This window comes from Mycolicibacterium phocaicum, assembly GCF_010731115.1.
In the GTDB taxonomy this organism is placed as follows: Bacteria; Actinomycetota; Actinomycetes; order Mycobacteriales; family Mycobacteriaceae; genus Mycobacterium; species Mycobacterium phocaicum.
Genome location: NZ_AP022616.1, coordinates 2,926,452 through 2,944,489, shown reverse-complemented (window position 1 = coordinate 2,944,489; position 18,038 = coordinate 2,926,452). Strand labels below are relative to the sequence as shown.

Below are 18,038 nucleotides of genomic sequence, written 5' to 3'. Positions count from 1 at the left end.
CATCCGATCGGTCAGCACGTCTAATGACAGATATTGATATGTCCCATCTATGACGTAGATAATCTGGTGCGTGGAGCTACGACAGGTCGAACACTTCGTGGCGGTCGCCATCGAGCGGAGCTTCACCCGCGCGGCACGCCGCGTCCACGTCGTGCAGTCCGCGGTCTCGACATCGGTCGCGAAGCTGGAGCGTGAGCTCGGTGTGCAGTTGTTCGATCGCTCCCGTCAGCAGATCGAGCTCACCGTCGCCGGCGAACGCTTTCTCGCCCAGGCGCACGAACTGTTGCGCGTCGCGGGTTCGGCCGCCGAATCGGTGGCGTCGAGTCGCGGCCGGCTGATGGGCAGCGTCGAGTTCGGGTCATTGATCTCCTATGGGCCGATGGCCGTCGCCCGGGTCCTCGGGGAGTTCCATCGAGCGCACCCGCTCGTTCGGCTTCGGTTGCAACTCAACCAATCCGGTGCCTCGTCGTACCTGTCGGCGCTTGTTGACGGCTCGCTGGATCTGGCGCTCGTCTCGGTGCCCAACAGATTTCCGCCGCAGCTCGAGATGCGGCTCATGTTCGAGGAGCCGATGTTCTTCGTGTGCCGCGAGGATCACCCCATGGCAGCGGAGAAGATCGTCGGCCTGCTCGATCTGGCGGCGGAGGACCTGATCGGGTTCCCGCCCGATTGGGGTTTCCGGTCCTTGCTGGACAACGCCTTTCTGTCTGCGGGCGTGCAGTCGCGGCCCGTCCATGTGATCCCTGCCGGCTTCTCGGTTGTCGGTGAACTGGTTCGCCAAGGCCTCGGGACCACTTTCATGCCCGCGTCCGAGTGCGCGGAATTCGAGGACCTGCGGGCCATCGAACTGCGGCAGACCGTCACGTGGCAGGTCTATCTGGCATCGCAACCCAGAGACCGCCTGACGCCGGCGACCGCGGCCCTGGCGGACATGCTGATCCAGGCGGCACCGAGCTAGTTCCCGGCGAGCATCGGCTTGTGGTCGAGAATCATCGAGATCCCCGACCACAAGCCAACATTCGATGGCTACTTGGCGTGGCTGCTCTTGCCCTCCTTGGTATGCCCGGCGCCGCGCGGAGCCTTGGCGGGTTTGGTGCCGGTCTTGCCCGGCTTGGTTTCGGACTTGGTGCCGCCCTTGGTGTCACCGCCGGCGGCGCCGGACTTCGAGTCACCGCCCGTGGCGTGGTCAGCGCCCTTGCCCTGCCCCTTGGTGGGCGTCGTCCCGGTCCCGGGGGTGCCGGTGCTGCCGGTGTCGCTGCTGCCCGACGTGCTGCCGGTGGTGCTGCCGCTTCCGGTGTCCGCGGGCTTGGTCGTGCCGCTGGTGTCGGTCGCGGTGTCCGTGCCGGTGCCGGTCGACGAATCCGGTTTGGTCACAGCGGGTTTCGTGGTGACGTCCGTCGGGTTCGTCGTGTCCGTCTTGGTGGTGTCCGTCTTCGTGGTCTGGTCGGCCGGCTTGGTGGCGTCGGTTGCCGCCTTGGCGGGCAGGGCCTTCACGACGGTCGCGGCCGGCAGCGCAATCGTCGTCGCATCGGTCGCCGGCACCGTGTTGGCCGCGACGGGCGCGGTGGTGGCGGCAGCCGCTGTCTTGGCCGTCGTGACCGGCGGCGGCTTGAGCGCGTCGGCGACGAGTTTCTGCAGCAGCTGCAGCGCGGCCACCGGACCTGGCAGGTTGACGGTGAAGCCAAGCGGCCCGTCGCCGATGTTGATGCCGAACGAGGTCAGCAGTCCGCCGGCGTACAGCGGCACGCCGGGGAGCCCGGTGTCGATCACGGTCGACAGGTCGGGGCCGTAGCCACCGTTGAGGACGCCGTTCAGGACGGTCGCCGGAATCGAGACGAGAGCGGTGGCCACCTTCCCGAGATCACCGGTGCGCGTGGCATCGATGACGTCCTGCACCGCGGCGCCCAGGGCCGCGGGCGCCTGGATCAGCGGGCCGAGCAGACCACCGACGATGACGAGCGCGTTCGACGGCTGCAGCCCACCGAAGCCTCGGTTGAGCGTGTTGAGCACGTTGACGGCGTTCTGCAGCGGGTTGGCAGCGATCACGCCGAGCGGGCCGAGCTTGTCGATCGCGCTGACCAGACCCTGCAGCGGATAGGCGATGGAGTTGATACCGGGGCCGAGCAGATTGGTCAGCGGGATCAGCGCGTTCAGTCCGACCAGCAGCAGCCGATTGGTCGCGTCTTCGACGTTGCCTTTCGCCAGATCATTGACGGCGGCGGCCAGCAGCGGCGGCACCGCGGTGGTGAGGTTGGTCCCGATCTGGCCGAGCGTGCTGCCCAGCGCGTTCAGTAGCGGCGGGGCAGAAGCGAACGGAACGGCCGGTTGCGGGCTGGGATCGACCTTCACCGAACCGGGCGAGGACACCAGCTTCAGTAGGTCCTGCAGCGCGGCGAGCTGGTTGTTGAGTGCCGCCGTGAGGATCGGCGTCGGCCCGTTGGTCTGAGCCGTGCTCACGATGGTCTGCAGACTGGCGACGGTGTTGTTGAACGCCTGGGCATATGCCTCGAACGGATTGACGGCGGCGGTCAGGTGTACGGCGGCGCGCTCGAGCTGAGCTTCCATGTGGTGAATCTGGGTACTGACGGTCGGCGCCATGACCGGGGCGACGGCGATAGCCGCGGCCCCGGCCAGGGACACGCCGACGGAAGCGAACGGTCGAGCGGCGGTGTGCATAGCGGGCCCTTTCAAAAGGCTCAGAATCGGACATTCGGCGAACTGACTTTTGCGTAAGTTCGCCCTGATTCTGGCGTTGACAGGTGGGTCGCCCGCTAGCGACGAATGACTCTATTTTCGACGGCGTCAGATGCGGCGGTACAGGCCTTTCCCGGTGATGAGCGGCAGATCCAGCGTGGTACGGATGCCGGGCTCGGCGGCGACGACCGCCGGGATCGCGTTCACGACACGTGCTGCGGTGGCAACGAGTCCGGCGTGGTTGTGGTCGCCCTTGCGGCTGCTCAGGCACAGGTCCAGGGCGTACGACGGCTCACCGGTCACCTCGACGCGGTACGAGCCGCCCTCCTGCGCGGGCTGCGGCCAGTCTGGGCACAGATCGTCGCGCAGGCGGGTGATGTGCTCGAGCACGACGGCCGGGTGGCCGTCCTTCATGCCGCGCACCTCGAACCGCATGGCTGCCGTCGTGCCTGCCGGGATGTGGCCCGACGCGATGTCGAAGTCCTCGGGTGCCGGCACCCGGGTGTGCGTCTCGGTCACCTCGTCGAGTTCGATGCCCAGGCCTGCGGCCAGTTGCCGCACGACCGAACCCCAGGCCAGGCTCAGCACGCCGGGCTGCAGCAGCATCGGCAACTCGTCGATGGGCTTGCCGAAGCCCATCACGTCGAACATCACCGTCGCGCTGTCGTAGGTGGCGTAGTCGACGATCTCCATGCACCGGACCTGCTCGACGCTCTGACAGGTGCCCATGAGAGCAAGGGGCAGAAGGTCATTGGCGAAGCCGGGGTCGATGCCATTGACGAACAGCGACGAATTGCCTTCTTTGGCGGCATCTTCGAGCGGCGCGATCAGTTCGGCGGGCAGCACCTGCCACGGATACTGCAGGAACACCGCCGCGCTGGCGACCACGTTGACGCCGGCGGCGAGGATGCGGCGGTAGTCCTCCAGCGCCTCGGCCAACCGGTTGTCGGCCATGGCGGTGTAGACGACACAGTCGGGCTTGCCGGCCAGAATGGCATCGAGGTCGTTGGTGGCCGTGACGCCCGTCGAAATGCCAAGGCCGGCAAGCTCGCCGGCGTCCTTGCCGGCCTTGGCGGCAGAGGAGACCCAGACGCCGGTCAGTTCGTAGGCGGGGTCATCGATGAGCTGAGTCAGGGCATGGCGGCCGACGTTGCCAGTGCCGACTGCGGCGACTTTGATGGGCATGTAGATGTTCCTCACAGGTCCGGGATGGGGAGATCAAGGTTGGGAAACGTGAGGCCGCCGTCGACCTCCAGCACCTTGCCGGTGACGTAGGCGCCGGCCGGTGAAGCCAGGTACAGCGCTGCGGCGGCGATGTCCTCCGGGTCGCCGAGGCGGCGCATCGGGGTGGCCTTCTCCATGGGGTCGCGCAATGCCTCGTTCGAGGCGACGATGTCCAGCGCGGAGGTCAGGATCGAACCCGGCGCGATGCCGTTGACCCTGATCTTCGGGCACAGGTCCATGGCCGCGAGCTTCGTGTAGTGCGCCAGTGCCGCCTTGGCGGTGCCGTACGCGGCGAAACCGCGGCCCGCGAGCCGGCCGACGGCCGAGGTGATGTTGATGACGCTGCCGCCACCGGCATGCTCGAGCATCAACGGGACCGCCGCCTGGGTCAGCGCATGCGCGGTGGCGACGTTGAACGTGAAGGCGTCTTTGAGATCCTGCGGCGAGGTGTACATCAGCGGGCCGGGCATGGTGCCGCCGACGTTGTTGACGACGACATCTAGTCGGCCGAACCCCTCCACTGCCGCGGCGGCGAGCTTGGCGGTCTCGTCCGGATGGGCGAGGTCGGCGGCGATGACGTGCGCCTTGCGGCCGGCGGCCTCGATCTGCGCGGCGACCTCCTGCAGTTGGGACTCGGTGCGCGACGCAATCACCACGTCAGCACCGGCTTCGGCGAATGCGACGGCGATGGCGGCGCCCAGCCCGCGGCCCGCGCCGGTCACTACAGCTACCTGGTCGTCGAGCCGGAATCTGTCCAGAATCACGTGTGCCTCACTCGCGTCGTCGGGGTCGTTGTTAGGCACGCTAGCAAGTTTGGGGCGCTGCGGGAACGGATTTCTAGAACACGTTTCAATTGCTCGCGGAGGTGCGTCGACCTGGCCGGTCGCGTGTGCCGCCCGCGGTGCTACGGCGGGTGTGCGGGTTCAGGGCCGGATCCAGCGGAGAACGCGCGCGGAAGCTACACGTTCGTCGTAGGGCCGCGGGATCCCCATCTCGACATGCCTGCGGTGGCTCAGGACTTCCGGGACTTCGCGGTCGACTTCGCGGTGGGCTTCGCGTTCGACTTCCGGGATTTCACGCTGGCCTCCAGCTTGGCCAGCAGATCGGAGACGTCCTCGGTCGCGTCCAGTTCGGTCGCGGCTTCCTCGGTGGTGAACGCCTCGCCGCCCGCGATCTTGGCTTCGATGAGCTCTTCCATCTGCTCGCGGTAGGTGTCGTGGAACTGTTCGGGCTTGAAGTCCTCGGTCATCGAGTCCACGACCTGGCCGGCCATCGTCAGCTCGGCCTTCTTGATCTCGACTTCCTTGTCCAGCACCGGGAAATCGGGATCGCGGATCTCGTCGGGCCACAGCAGCGTGTGCACGACCATCACGTTGCGCTTGCCGAAATCCTTGACCCGCAACGCCGCAAGCCGCGTCTTGTTGCGCAGCGAGAAGTGCACGATGGCCACGCGGTCGGTCTGCGCCAGCGTCTGCGCCAACAGCACGTACGACTTCGACGACTTCGAGTCGGGCTCGAGGAAATAACTCCGGTCGTACATGAGCGGATCGATCTGCTCGGCCGGAACGAACTCGACGACCTCGATCTCGCGGCTGCGCTCTTCCGGCAGCGTGGCGATGTCCTCGTCGGTGATGATGACGGTCTGGCCGTCCTCCGATTCGAAAGACTTGGCGATGTCCCGGAACTCGACGACCTCGCCGCAGACCTCGCACACCCGCTTGTATCGGATGCGGCCATTGTCCTTGGCGTGCACCTGATGAAACTTGATGTCGTGATCCTCAGTGGCGCTGTACACCTTCACTGGCACATTGACCAGTCCGAAGGCGACTGACCCCTTCCAGATGGACCGCATACCCCAGTATGGCCCATGATCGCGCCACGGCTTGGATACTTGAGGTGTGGAGCAATTCGGACGGGTGCGGCTGACAAACCCCGACAAGGTGCTCTATCCGGCGACGGGCACGACCAAGGCCGACGTTTTCGACTATTACCTGGCCGTTGCCGACGCCATGTTGCCGCACATCGCGGGCCGTCCCGTGACCCGCAAACGCTGGCCCAATGGTGTTGCGCAGCAGCCGTTCTTCGAGAAGCAGCTCGCGTCGTCGGCGCCGGAGTGGCTGGCGCGGGGCGCGATCACGCATCGCAGCGGGACCACCGTCTACCCGGTCATTGACACCCCCGAGGGGCTGGCCTGGATCGCCCAGCAGGCGTCCTTGGAAGTGCATGTGCCGCAATGGCGCTTTGTTGACGCGACGGTGGGCCCCGCCACCCGCATCGTGTTCGACCTCGACCCGGGCGAGGGTGTCGTCATGGCCCAGCTGTGCGAGGTGGCGCAGGCCGTCCGTGAACTCGTCGCCGGTATGGATCTCGAGGCCTATCCGGTGACCAGCGGCAGCAAGGGTTTGCACCTCTATGTGCCGCTGACCTCGCCCGTCAGTTCCCGTGGTGCGTCGGCCGTCGCCAAACGTGTTGCCCAGCAACTCGAATCCTCGATGGGTGGGCTGGTCACCGCGACCATGACCCGCAGTCTGCGGGCCGGCAAGGTGTTCCTGGACTGGAGCCAGAACTCCGCGGCCAAGACGACGGTCGCGCCGTACTCGTTACGCGGCCGCGACGAACCGACCGTCGCCGCGCCGCGCACCTGGGAGGAACTCGACGATCCGGAGTTGCGCCAGCTGCGGTTCGACGAGGTGCTGGCCCGCTTGGCTCGCGACGGCGATCTGCTCGCGGGCATGGATGTCGACGCGCCGGTGGCCGATCGGCTCACCACCTACCGCAGTATGCGGGACCCGGGCCGGACCCCGGAACCGGTGCCGGCGGCCCAGCCTGCGTCGGGGCAGAACAATCGCTTCGTCATTCAAGAGCATCACGCCCGCCGGCTGCACTACGACTTCCGGCTGGAACGCGATGGTGTGCTGGTCAGTTGGGCTGTGCCGAAAAACCTTCCGGACACCTCGACCGTCAACCACCTGGCGGTGCACACCGAAGACCACCCGTTGGAATACGCCACCTTCGAAGGTGACATCCCCAAGGGCGAATACGGCGGCGGCCATGTCGCGATCTGGGACTCGGGCACCTATGACACCGAAAAGTTCCGGGACTCAGGCGAAAACGGTGAGGTGATCGTCAACCTGCACGGAAACCGGGTCTCGGGGCGGTATGTGCTGATCCAGACCGAAGGTAAGAACTGGCTGGTGCGCCGGATGAAAGAGCAACGGCTGCAACCCATGCTGGCCACGCACGGATCGGTGGATCGACTCTCTGCGGACCACTGGGCGTTCGAGGGAAAGTGGGACGGCTACCGGCTCCTGGTCGATGCCGACCACGGCCGAATCCGGCTGACCGCTCGCAGCGGCCGCGACGTCACCGGGGAGTATCCGCAATTGCAGTCGCTGGCAGCCGATCTCGCCGATCATCATGTGATCCTCGACGGCGAGGTCGTGGCCCTGCAGGATGGCGTACCGAGTTTTCAGGCCATGCAGAACCGCGGTTCCGGCAGTCACATCGAATTCTGGTGCTTCGACATCCTGTCGCTCGACGGCCGCGACCTGACACGCGCGAAGTATCGAGATCGGCGAAAGTTGTTGGAAACCCTGGCTTCTGGCGGTGCGCTGACGGTGCCGCCGCTGTTGCCGGCGGACGACCCCCTGAAGTTCGCGGACGAGCGCGGCTTTGAAGGTGTGGTGGCGAAGAAATGGGATTCCGGATACCGGCCAGGGCGGTCGGAGGCCTGGGTGAAGGACAAGTTCTGGCGCACCCAGGAAGTGGTGATCGGCGGCTGGCGTGCCGGTGAAGGTGGCCGCACCAGCGGTATCGGGGCGCTGCTCATCGGGGTGCCCGAAGGGGACGGCCTGCAGTTCGTCGGCCGCGTCGGTACCGGGTTCACCGACAAGATGCTGGCTGATCTGAAGGCGATGCTGAAACCACTGGAGACCAGCGAATCGCCGTTTACCGCACCGCTTTCCACATTGGACGGACGCGGCGTGACCTTCGTGCGGCCCGAGCTCGTCGGCGAGGTGCGCTACAGCGAGCGCACGACGGACAATCGGCTACGGCAGCCCAGCTGGCGTGGCTTGCGCCCGGACAAGACGCCGGCCGAGGTCACATGGGAGTGAGTGCGCCGGCGACCGCTTCTTCCAGCCCACGGGTCGCCAGCTGATCAGCCAACTCATTGTCGGCGACGCCGTTGTGCCCCTTCACCCAGAACCACTCGACCTCATGCCGGGCACAGGCCGCCTGCAGCCGCTTCCACAGGTCGACGTTCTTCACCGGCTGCTTCGACGCCGTCATCCAGCCATTGCGTTCCCAGCCGTACACCCACTTGGTGATGCCGTTGCGGACGTAGGTGCTGTCGGTGTGCAGATGCACCACGACGGGCCGGGTCAACGCCTCGAGCGCCATGATGGGCGCCGTCAGTTCCATGCGGTTGTTGCTGGTCTCGCCGGGCTCGCCGCCGAACATTTCCCGCACGTGGTGGCGCATGCGCAGCACCGCGCCCCAGCCGCCCGGGCCGGGATTGGGGCGGCAGCCGCCGTCGGTGTGGATGACCACGACGTCGTCGCTCATGACTGGCGCGCCTCCTTGAGAAGCCGCACGGCTTTCGGACCGACACCGTGCAGGGGAAGAAGTTCATCGAGATCAGCGGGCAGGTCCGCGATGGTGCGGTAGCCGGCGTCGATCAGTGCCCCGGTCGCGGGCCTGCCGATCGAGATGCCGTCGAAGACGGGCCCGCGGTCGGTCATGGAGCGAGGTTAGCGTCCCGGGCCGGCGCGATCACAATGTCGGTCTGAGCGTGTCGCTAACCGTATATACGTATTATCGGCGCTCTCAGACCGACATTGCGTCGGGACTCAGCGCGCCGAGATCATCGCCGTGCGCACCGACATCCCGAATTCCTGATGCCGCAGTGTGGTGATCCGGCGTCCGGGTTGTACCGCAGGCTTGACCGGCGCGGTGCGGTCACCGAAGTACGCGGCCGTGGCGTCGATGTCCTCGACGACGTACGTCAGACCCCACAACGTCGACGGGCCGTCTCCCGTGGCGTCAGGCGAGCCGACGACTTCGAGGATTACTTCACCCACCCGGAAGAAGATCTGCCGCATCGGCCGGCCGCCCAGTTGGCCGTCCCGTTCCCGGCGCGGGTCGACATCGAGGGCCGCCAGCGCGGCGACCGTCCTGTCTAGGTTGGGTGACAGCAGTACGACGTGGTCGACCGCCACGGCGCCATTGGCGTGCGCGGCCGGCGCCGAGGGCGGCGCATCCGAGCGGGCCGTGGAAATGCCGTCGAGCGGCTGATCGGACGGCACGCCGCGCAGCGACCATCCGACGATGCCCGTGCCGCGCTCGCGTCCGGCCAGTCGGATGCGGACGCCGCCGATCCGGCACACGCCATCGGGGTCGACGGTGAAGCCGGCGGCGGTCCACGAATCGGCGGTGTCCGCGACCTGGAACTCGTCGACGCTGACGCTCATTGCCCGGCCTCGTCGACCGTCACTCGCAGCCGTGGCGGTTTCGTATCCGGCGCCACCCGGGCCCACACCGCATCGACCATGGGTGCCAACAGTAGTTCGCCCATTTGGCGCGCCAACACGGCGACGACCTGGGTGTTCTCGCGGCGGGCGGTAGATGCGCGACCTGTCGTGCGGGCTGCCCGCACTTCGCGCTGGGTCAGGTCGACGAGCACGTCGACCAGATGGCTTGTCGAGGCGGCGGGGTCCAGCAACGCCCGGCGGACATACGCGACGACGGCGGGGTTGGCCCGCAGCATGGCGCGGACGGCGTCGTCGCGCACGGCGGTGGAGGCGTCCTCGGGCACCTCGGCCAAGGCGCCCGCGAAGTAGTCGACCACCAACTGGTCGACGGCGTTGCGCAGGCCGGCCTTGGTCTTGAAGTGATGCTGCACCAGGCCGACCGCGACGCCCGCCTCGGCGGCGATGGCGCGCAACGAGATTCGGTCTTCGCCGTGGGTGGCGTACAGGTCCAGCGCGGTGTTGCGAATGCGCGCCTTGGCTGTCAGGTCGTCGACAGTTGCCCTCGGATCAACCATCAGACCTCCCGTCGGCAACCAGATCAATGTACTGTACACATGAACAGGGGCCTATACAGTTGTATAGCGCGCGGAAAACTAGCGAGGTGGACCAATGTCAGAGCTCTTCCCGAAGTACCGGGCCAGCTGGGAGACCGATCAGCACCGCGAGCTGCGGCAGCACGCGGCGGCGTTCCTGGCCAAGGAGGCCACGCCCAACCAGGAGCGGTGGGCGAAGAATCACCAGGTCGACCGCGAGTTCTGGAACAAACTCGGCGACGCCGGCCTGCTCGGCCTGGACCTGCCCGAGGAGTACGGCGGCGCCGGCGGCGACTTCGGGTTCTCGGCCGTGGTGGCCGAAGAGTTTGCGCTGGCGCATGATTCGGCCTCGGGCTGGTCGGTGCACTCGCCGATCGTGGCGCACTACATCGACACCTACGGCAACGCCGAGCAGAAGGCCCGCTGGATGCCGAAGATCATCAGCGGTGAGACGGTGCTGGCCATCGCGATGACCGAGCCCGGGACCGGTTCCGACCTGCAGGCCGTCCGTACCACCGCTATTCGCGACGGCGACCACTACGTCATCAACGGCTCAAAGACCTTCATCTCCAACGGATCTCTGTGCGACATGGTGGTGATCGTCGCCAAGACCGATCCCACGCAGGGTGCGGCCGGGGTGTCGCTGATCGTCGCCGAGGTCAACGACCTGCCGGGCTTCGAGCGCGGCCGGGTGCTGGAGAAGGTCGGTCAGCATGGCCAGGACACCCGCGAGCTGTTCTTCACCGACATGCGGGTTCCCGTCGCCAACCTGCTCGGTGAGCAGGAGGGGCTGGGCTTCTACCAACTGATGTCGCAGCTGGCCCGCGAGCGGCTCGTCATCGGATCGATCTGCGCCGGCATGGCCGAGGCTGCGGTGCTGGAGGCCATCAAGTACACCAAGCAGCGCGAGGCGTTCGGTAAGCCGCTGATCAACTTCCAGCACAACCGATTCCAGCTCGCCGAGCTCAAGGCCGAGGTGCTGTCCATCAAGACCACGGTGGACTACTGCGTGCAGGCGCTGATCGACGGCGACAACGATCCCGCGATCGCCTCCATGGGCAAGCTCATCGCCGCCGACCGGGCCGTGGCCGTCGTCGACCGCTGTGTGCAGTTCTTCGGCGGATACGGCTACATGATGGAGTACCCCATCGGACGGGCCTACGCCGCGGCACGTGTCAACAAGATCTATGGCGGCACAAGCGAAATCATGAAGGAGATCATCAGCCGCACGCTGTGATCCCGTTCCGCGAGCGGGTGGTACCACCCGCTCGCGAAAGGGGCCGTTCGATGGCATTCTGGGGCCATGAGCTCAGGCGATTACACCGACGAGGATGACGATCAGCTGACGCAGGAGGACATGCTGATCGACCGCGGCGTCGACGACCTGCTGGACGAGGGCTACGTGCCGCCGGACAAGTGGCGCGAGCCCCGGGATGACGAGACTCTCGATGAACTGCTCGCCGAGGAAGAGCCGGACCCGGCCATGCAACTGGACCAGGTGGACGATCCCGACGAGCAGTGGGGAGAGGACGAGGTCGGCGACCGGCGGTCCGGTCGGCTCGTGGCCGGCGAGCAGGACGGTGAGCTGCTCGCGGGGGACGTCGGCATCGACGGGAGCGCGGCCTCCGCTGAAGAGGCCGCGGTCCACATCGTCGACGAGTAGCGAAGTGTGACTAGACCTTCGCGATGACGTTCTCGGCGAACATCTCCAGGTGCTTGATCTTCTCGTCGAGCGGCTGGGTGTCCTCGCCCATGATGTAGGGCACGCGGAAGCCGACGATGACGTCGGTGACGCCCTTGTCCTCGAGACGCTTCACGCCGTCGACGGTGAAGCCGTCGATCGAGATGACGTGAATCTGGAACTCGTCACACAGCCCGATGCGCTCCTCGGATTCCCGGTACTGCGCGAGCTTCTTGAGCAGCGGGTCGAGATCGGCCGGGTCGCCGCCGCCGTGCATCCAGCCGTCGTTGCGGGCGGCCCGCTTGAGCGCGGCGTCGGCGTGGCCACCGACCAGGATCGGCACCGGCTTGGTCGGCGCGGGCGTCATCTTGGTCTTGGGGATGTCGTAGAACTCGCCGTGGTACTCGAAGTAGTCGCCCGACGTCAGACCGCGGATGACGTCGATGCACTCGTCCATACGCTTGCCGCGGCGGGCGAACGGCACGCCCATGACTTCGTAGTCCTCCGGCCACGGGCTGGTGCCGACACCCAGGCCCAGGCGGTTGTCGAACAGTGCGGCCAGCGACCCGGCCTGCTTGGCGACCAGGGCCGGCGGCCGGATGGGCAGCTTCAGCACGAAGATGTTGAAGTGCAGCTTGGTCGTGACGGCCGACAGGGCGCCGATCAGCGAGAACGACTCGATGAACGACTTGCCGTCGAGGAATTCGCGGCTGCCGTCGGCGGTGTACGGGTAGGACGAGTCGGACTCGAAGGGGTACGCGATGCTGTCCGGAATGGTCATCGCGTGGTAGCCGGCGTCGTCAGCCGCCTTGGCCAGCGGGATGTAGTACTTCGGATCGGTCATCGCTTCGGCGTAGGTGAACCTCATGAACCGATGCTAGAACGTGTTCTAGTTTTGCGGAATGGGTACCGCCCATTCAGTGGTTGTCAGGTGAGCGGGAACGGCGGCAAGCCGGCGCCACAGATCGCGTAGCCGCCCTGCTGGCTGCGCTCGGTGACGCGCGCCGTCGCGGTGCGTTCGCCGACCGCCACGGTGACGGCCGTGCGCGGCAACTCGTCGAGCGTCTCGAAAACCGTTCCGCGCCAGTGGTACTGGCCGTCGATCGGATCCAGGTGCCCGGCCAGCCGGACCCGCACCTCGCGGCCGTCGATGGTGGCGGGCCCGTCGTACAGGTCCTCGGGTTCGGCAATCTCGGCCCGCGTCGCCGGCGCAATCTTGCCGCCGGGCAGGAAACCGCTGCGCCGCCACAACCGTCGCGCGATGGGGCCCAGGAGTCCGACTTCCTCCAGGAACGAGGCCAGTGGGGCGAAGCCCGCGATCTGCGTCTCGATCCGGTGTGGCGAGGTCCGCGCCATCCGGCGCGCGGCTCGGGCGTCCAATCCGACGCGGCGGTACTGCACCTTGTTGGTGAACAGGAACCGGAAGAACAGGCCGCCGACCCCGTTGAGGTTGCCGATCCAGAAGCGCTTCGGCCACGACATCTCCGGCGCGCGCTTACGCAGCCCGTCGCGGGCGAACTGGATGTGCCGGGCCTCTTCGGTGACGTGAATTCGCATGAGCCGCTGCACCATTGGCTGCAACTCCGGATCGTCCATCATCTGCCGCTGCAGCGAATCGAAGATCTCCTCGCCGATCAGTGCCGCCACCCACAGCACCGAGCCCTGGAAGGCGAACGGCAGCATGTTGATGATCGTGCGCTGGTACCACTTGGGCCGCACCGGGTCGGCGCCCACCTTCTCGATGGCCTTGCCGAACATCACCATGTGGCGGGTCTCGTCGCCGAGTTCGGTCAGCTCGTAGTGGGTGGCGCTCGCTGTCGGGTCCTGATGCATCGCCTTGCGCAGCAGGGCCTGGTTGAGGATGTTCTCGAACCAGATGCCGGCCGACAGGGTGTTCACCAGTTCTTGGCGGGACAGCTCGATCTGCTCGGCCCGGCTCATCGCTTCCAAGATCGGGGTGCCGTACAGCGAGACGACCTTCGGTGGCAGGAAGTACTTGTCCGGGTCGATCGGCGCGTCCCAGTCGATGTCGACAATCGGCGCGTAAGACTTACGTACAGAGCCCTTGAGCAGGCGCTCGGCGAATTCCTCGCGAGTCGTCTGGCCCTTGACCGAAGCTGTCATCGTTGACATCCCTTCGAAAGTGTCCGTAATCCGAAGCTACGTCCGATACCAGAGGTAGTCAATACCTGCGGTACTGGATAAATGTGCGGCTGCCGCGGGCGGCTAGCCTTCGCGGATGCGCACCATCCACGTCATCGGTATCGGCGCCGGCGACCCGGACTACGTCACCGCCCAGGCCGTCACGGCGCTCAACGACACTCAGGTGTTCTTCGCCATGGATAAGGGCGATACCAAGGATGACCTCGTCGCGCTGCGCCGCCTGATCTGTGAGCGGTTCATCGAGAAGCCCGGCTACCGGTTCGTGGCGCTGCCGGATCCCAAGCGGGCCAAAGACCGTGAGTACCACGAGGCCGTGGCCGAATGGCATGCCGCGCGGGCCCGGCTGTGGGCCGACGCCATCGAGACCGAACTCGGTCCAGACGGTGTCGGCGCGTTCTTGGCGTGGGGCGACCCGTCGCTCTACGACAGCACCCTGCGCATCCTGGACCGCGTCGCCGAACACGTCGAGTTCGAGTTCGACGTCATTCCCGGCATCACCGCCATCCAGGCACTCACCGCCCGACATCGCATCCCGCTCAACGATATTGGCGAACCGGTGCTGATCACCACCGGCCGTCAGCTGCGGGAGCACGGGCTGACTGGGGCCGCTGTGGTGATGCTCGACGGTGAATGCTCTTTTCTGGAATGCCCGCCGCAGACCCGGATTTGGTGGGGCGCCTACCTCGGGACACCGGACGAGATACTCATCGCCGGCACCGTCGGCGCGGTCGGGGAACAGATCGCCCGGGAGCGGGCCGAGGCCCGGATGCGGCACGGCTGGATCATGGACATCTATCTGCTGCGGGCAGAATCGACATCATGAAATCGTTGCTGCTGCGGGCCGCGGTGACCGGCCTCGCGTTGTGGGTGGTCACGCGCATGGTGTCGGGCATCTACTTCGTCTTCCCGGTGGGCGCTTCGCAACTCGAGCGCGTCGGCATCATTCTGGTCGTGGCGTTCGTCTTCGGGTTGGTCAACGCCATCATCAAGCCGATCGTGCAGTTGTTCGCGATTCCGCTGTACATCCTCACCCTCGGCCTGATCCACGTCGTCATCAACGCCTGGATGCTGTGGATCACGTCGTGGATCACCGAGAACACCACACACTGGGGCCTGGGCATCGACCAGTTCTGGTTCACCGCGATCTGGGCGGCGATTCTGCTGTCGATCGTCGGCTGGGCACTGGGTCTGGTGCAGCGCGCCATCGAGAAGTAGGGATTTGTGCACTTTTTTTCGCGGCAAGCGCGGATTTTCGTGCACAAATCCCTAGTGTCCTGCGCCGGGAATTCGTTGAAGATATGAACCGAGTCGTTCGAAGATCTCGTCGGCGGTCTTCGTCCAGTTGAACGGGCGGGGGTTGTCGTTCCAGTCTGCGATCCACTCGCGAATGTCCTTCTCGAGGGCCTGAATTGAGCGGTGAACGCCGCGGCGCAGTTTCTGGTCGGTGAGTAACCCGAACCACCGCTCGACCTGGTTGAGCCACGACGAGTAGGTCGGGGTGAAGTGCATGTGGAATCGGGGATGGGCGGCAAGCCATTTGGTTACTGTCGGCGATTTGTGCGTCGAGTAGTTGTCGCAGATCAGATGGACGTCCAGGTCAGCGGGCACGGTGTTGTCCAACTTGGTCAAGAACTTCTTGAACTCGATCGCGCGGTGCCGGCGGTGAATCGAGCCGTAGACCTCGCCGGTGGCCACATCCAGGGCGGCGAACAAGGTGGTGATTCCGTGCCGCACGTAGTCATGGGTGCGGCGCTCGGGCATGCCGGGCATCATCGGCAGCACCGGCGCGCTGCGATCCAAGGCCTGGATCTGCGATTTTTCATCGACGCAGAGCACCAGTGCCTTCTCCGGCGGGTCCAGATACAACCCCACGACGTCACGGACCTTGTCGACGAACTGCGGGTCGTTGCTGATCTTGAAGGTGTCCACCTGATGCGGCTTGAGGCCGAACGACTTCCAGATCCGTCCGACCGTTGACTTCGACAACCCGGTCTCAGCCGCCATCGAAGACCGCGACCAGTGCGTGGCGCCTTTGGGTTGACGCTCCAACGTGGCCACGATCAGCTGCTCGACCGCCTCGTCGGTGATCTTGCGCGGCGCACCAGGACGCGGCTCATCGGCCAGACCCTCCAGTCGCGCCTCCAGGAACCGTCCACGCCATTTGCCGACCGTTTGCGGCCACACACCTTCATCAGCGGCGACTTCCTTGTTGGATTTCCCTGCCGCGCAACCCAACACGATCCGACAACGTTGGGCCAACGCCTGCGAGGACTTCGATCGACGGGCCCACCGCTGCAACGTCTCACGTTCGTCGTCGGTCAACACCAACTCGACTACCGGCCTACCCCTGGTTCCCACCCGCCAATTCTACAATTAATCAACTAATTTACGGCGCAGGACACTAGGCCAGCGACGCCCAGATCGCGCGTAATTCGTTGGCGCCGAAGGCTGGTAGCTCGGCGATGTCCGCAGCTGGGCGACCGGTGCGGACCGCGTCGGCCAGGTCGCCGATGGTCGCGGTCAACCGCTCGGCGTCGTCGGGGGTGAACGGCGCCTCGGCATGCTCAGTGGCCCATGCCGCGGCGAGCGTCCGGTAGGTGAGTTGCTCGGTCGCGACGATGGTCGGCCAAAGTCGTTCTGCCGCAACCCGGCTCCGGGTCGAGCCGCCGATGGCGGTGTCGTACACCGGAAGCATGGCCATTGCACGTAGTTGTAGGTCGCGACGGTCGTTGCGGGCCTGGTCAGTGGTGACGGCGCCCGCGGCCAGATGGCCGACGACGATGGCGACGGCGTCCAGCGTCGTCGCGATCGACTCGGCGGGGCGCGCCGCGGGGTGGCCGCGCCTGGTCAGCCGCAACACGAGAAGTGCCACCGCACAACCGATCACGGTGTCGACGCCCCGAGCGAGCAGCATGGCGGGCACGTCGGTGATGTGGTGTCCGCCCGACGCGATGGTCAATGCCGCGGGCGTGATGAAGATGACCGCGACGGTGTAGTTGCGCACCACGAACATCTCGATGAGGAACTGCAGCGTGCCGACGATGACGGCGAGCCACGGTCCACCCGGCGCGGCGAGCAGGACGCCGCCCGCCAGCAGCAGGCCGAGCCACGTGCCCAGAGTGCGTTCGATGCCGCGTTGTACGGTGCGCCGCCAATCGAAACCCTGATGCAGCATCAGGACCGCTGCCGCCATGGCCCAGTACGCGTGGTCCATGTTCAGGCCGACGGTGACGGTGCCCGCGATCGCAACGGCGACCGCGGTGCGCAGTGCCGCGGTCAGTGCGGGAGACCCCGGCGTCACCGCCCGGCGCAGCAGCGTCGCGACGGACGGCCGTCCCAGCGGGATCAGGCCCTCGAAACTGCCGCCGATGTCGTCGGGCACCGTACCCAGATTCCGGGCCAGCGCGGCGCCGTCGACGGACATCGGTTGGCCGCGGTCGGCGGCGGCCATGGCTTCGGCGAACAACACGTGCAGCCGGCGGTTCGTCATCCGCAGCCGGTAGAGGGTGTCGTCGGGCTTGGGTCGCACGGGCTGGAACGTGACGAGAGTGATCCACGCTTCGTGCAGAAGTTGGGCGGCGCGGTGCCGGGCGTCGGGCGACGAGGTTTCGATATAGGTGGCCACGGCTTCGGCGGCGCCGGCGACCGCGGCCCGTTCCGGCGCGCGCGGGCGGACCAGTACTCCGGCCATGTGCACCACCCAGGAGAACGCGCCGCCGGCCAGCACCAGCGCACCCAGTCGCCACGGGCTCAAGTGCTGGGTGGCGATCCCGACCGCCGCCGCGCACGCCAGCACGGGCATGTAGGCGCCGGGCGGTCCGACCGACAGCGCCTGGCAGATCAGGACCGCGATCATCGCGATGACGGTCACCACGAGCACCGCGGACCACGGGGTTGCGGCCGCCCAATCGCCGAGCGCCACGACCACCGCGAACGACACGGCGATGGCGCCGAGATACATGGCGCGGTTGAGATACGGCCGTCCGCTGCCGTAAAGCGAGGTGAAGCCACCGATGGTGGCGACGAGCCCGGCCGACACGTCACCGGCCGCCCACCCGACGAGAATCGGCACCATCATGCAGAACGAGGCCCGTAGCGCGAACGGCCAGCGGCGCGGTACGGCATTCATGACCAGCATGCGTCGCAACGGATTGGTGGCCGGGGCGGGTGCCGAGCGGTCTGCCATGTGTACAGCATGCGGTACATCCAGTC

General features: G+C 66.4%; 18 protein-coding genes. 6 read left to right on the top strand and 12 right to left on the bottom strand.

Annotated features, from left to right (window positions below):
* Positions 1-70 precede the first annotated feature (70 nt).
* Positions 71-958 carry a LysR family transcriptional regulator gene (locus tag G6N46_RS14185; RefSeq protein ID WP_138248011.1) on the top strand — a complete coding sequence of 296 codons (888 nt, stop codon included), beginning with the start codon at positions 71-73 and terminating at the stop codon, positions 956-958.
* Positions 959-1,026: 68 nt separating this feature from the next.
* Here G6N46_RS14185 and G6N46_RS14180 read toward each other — a convergent pair whose 3' ends face one another.
* The 4 genes from G6N46_RS14180 to ku all read right to left on the bottom strand — a co-directional run bounded on the left by G6N46_RS14180 (position 1,027) and on the right by ku (position 5,770).
* A complete protein-coding gene (locus tag G6N46_RS14180; RefSeq protein WP_138248012.1) occupies positions 1,027-2,676 on the bottom strand; it encodes a hypothetical protein in 1,650 nt (549 codons plus the stop codon).
* A 126-nt stretch (positions 2,677-2,802) separates the two neighbouring features.
* Positions 2,803-3,879: an NAD(P)H-dependent amine dehydrogenase family protein gene (locus G6N46_RS14175; protein ID WP_138248013.1), complete on the bottom strand. Its 1,077-nt coding sequence runs from the start codon at positions 3,877-3,879 to the stop codon at positions 2,803-2,805.
* Between the two features lie 11 nt (positions 3,880-3,890).
* Positions 3,891-4,682: an SDR family oxidoreductase gene (locus tag G6N46_RS14170; protein ID WP_138248026.1), complete on the bottom strand. Its 792-nt coding sequence runs from the start codon at positions 4,680-4,682 to the stop codon at positions 3,891-3,893.
* 248 nt (positions 4,683-4,930) lie between these two features.
* Entirely contained in the window at positions 4,931-5,770 is an 840-nt protein-coding gene (ku, locus tag G6N46_RS14165) for a non-homologous end joining protein Ku (RefSeq protein ID WP_138248014.1), read from the bottom strand.
* 46 nt (positions 5,771-5,816) lie between these two features.
* Here ku and ligD point away from each other — a divergent pair, with 46 nt between their 5' ends.
* Positions 5,817-8,033 carry a non-homologous end-joining DNA ligase gene (gene ligD, locus G6N46_RS14160; protein ID WP_138248015.1) on the top strand — a complete coding sequence of 739 codons (2,217 nt, stop codon included), beginning with the start codon at positions 5,817-5,819 and terminating at the stop codon, positions 8,031-8,033.
* Here the strand turns inward: ligD and rnhA are convergent.
* The 4 genes from rnhA to G6N46_RS14140 all read right to left on the bottom strand — a co-directional run bounded on the left by rnhA (position 8,020) and on the right by G6N46_RS14140 (position 9,964).
* The gene (rnhA, locus tag G6N46_RS14155; protein ID WP_138248016.1) at positions 8,020-8,484 is read right to left on the bottom strand and encodes a ribonuclease HI; all 465 of its coding nucleotides are present in this window, start codon (positions 8,482-8,484) and stop codon (positions 8,020-8,022) included. The genes ligD and rnhA overlap by 14 nt on opposite strands.
* Entirely contained in the window at positions 8,481-8,660 is a 180-nt protein-coding gene (locus G6N46_RS14150; RefSeq protein WP_138248017.1) for a helix-hairpin-helix domain-containing protein, read from the bottom strand. Before G6N46_RS14150 ends, rnhA begins: the two co-directional genes overlap by 4 nt.
* A 108-nt stretch (positions 8,661-8,768) precedes the next feature.
* Positions 8,769-9,389, bottom strand: coding sequence for a VOC family protein (locus G6N46_RS14145; protein WP_138248018.1), 621 nt, complete (start codon positions 9,387-9,389; stop codon positions 8,769-8,771).
* The gene (locus G6N46_RS14140; protein ID WP_064860751.1) at positions 9,386-9,964 is read right to left on the bottom strand and encodes a TetR/AcrR family transcriptional regulator; all 579 of its coding nucleotides are present in this window, start codon (positions 9,962-9,964) and stop codon (positions 9,386-9,388) included. The genes G6N46_RS14145 and G6N46_RS14140 overlap by 4 nt, the downstream gene beginning before the upstream one ends.
* A 94-nt stretch (positions 9,965-10,058) precedes the next feature.
* On the opposite strand from G6N46_RS14140, the gene G6N46_RS14135 reads away from it, so the two are divergent.
* Positions 10,059-11,219, top strand: coding sequence for an acyl-CoA dehydrogenase family protein (locus tag G6N46_RS14135; protein ID WP_064860750.1), 1,161 nt, complete (start codon positions 10,059-10,061; stop codon positions 11,217-11,219).
* A 66-nt stretch (positions 11,220-11,285) separates the two neighbouring features.
* Positions 11,286-11,645, top strand: a complete 360-nt coding sequence (locus G6N46_RS14130; RefSeq protein ID WP_064860749.1) for a DUF5709 domain-containing protein — start codon at positions 11,286-11,288, stop codon at positions 11,643-11,645.
* Positions 11,646-11,655: 10 nt separating this feature from the next.
* On the opposite strand, the gene G6N46_RS14125 is transcribed toward G6N46_RS14130, so the two are convergent.
* Together G6N46_RS14125 and G6N46_RS14120 are read right to left on the bottom strand one after the other, a co-directional pair.
* Complete coding sequence (locus G6N46_RS14125; protein ID WP_138248019.1) at positions 11,656-12,531, bottom strand: LLM class flavin-dependent oxidoreductase; 876 nt, start codon at positions 12,529-12,531, stop codon at positions 11,656-11,658.
* A 59-nt stretch (positions 12,532-12,590) separates the two neighbouring features.
* A complete protein-coding gene (locus G6N46_RS14120; protein WP_138248020.1) occupies positions 12,591-13,787 on the bottom strand; it encodes a diiron oxygenase in 1,197 nt (398 codons plus the stop codon).
* Between the two features lie 115 nt (positions 13,788-13,902).
* Here G6N46_RS14120 and cobF point away from each other — a divergent pair, with 115 nt between their 5' ends.
* Together cobF and G6N46_RS14110 are read left to right on the top strand one after the other, a co-directional pair.
* Entirely contained in the window at positions 13,903-14,649 is a 747-nt protein-coding gene (gene cobF, locus G6N46_RS14115; protein WP_138248021.1) for a precorrin-6A synthase (deacetylating), read from the top strand.
* Positions 14,646-15,041: a phage holin family protein gene (locus G6N46_RS14110; RefSeq protein WP_138248022.1), complete on the top strand. Its 396-nt coding sequence runs from the start codon at positions 14,646-14,648 to the stop codon at positions 15,039-15,041. The genes cobF and G6N46_RS14110 overlap by 4 nt, the downstream gene beginning before the upstream one ends.
* A gap of 51 nt (positions 15,042-15,092) precedes the next feature.
* Here G6N46_RS14110 and G6N46_RS14105 read toward each other — a convergent pair whose 3' ends face one another.
* Together G6N46_RS14105 and G6N46_RS14100 are read right to left on the bottom strand one after the other, a co-directional pair.
* A complete protein-coding gene (locus G6N46_RS14105; protein WP_036429724.1) occupies positions 15,093-16,184 on the bottom strand; it encodes an IS630 family transposase in 1,092 nt (363 codons plus the stop codon).
* A 43-nt stretch (positions 16,185-16,227) separates the two neighbouring features.
* Positions 16,228-18,012, bottom strand: coding sequence for an FUSC family protein (locus tag G6N46_RS14100; RefSeq protein WP_138248027.1), 1,785 nt, complete (start codon positions 18,010-18,012; stop codon positions 16,228-16,230).
* Between the last annotated feature and the right edge of the window lie 26 nt (positions 18,013-18,038).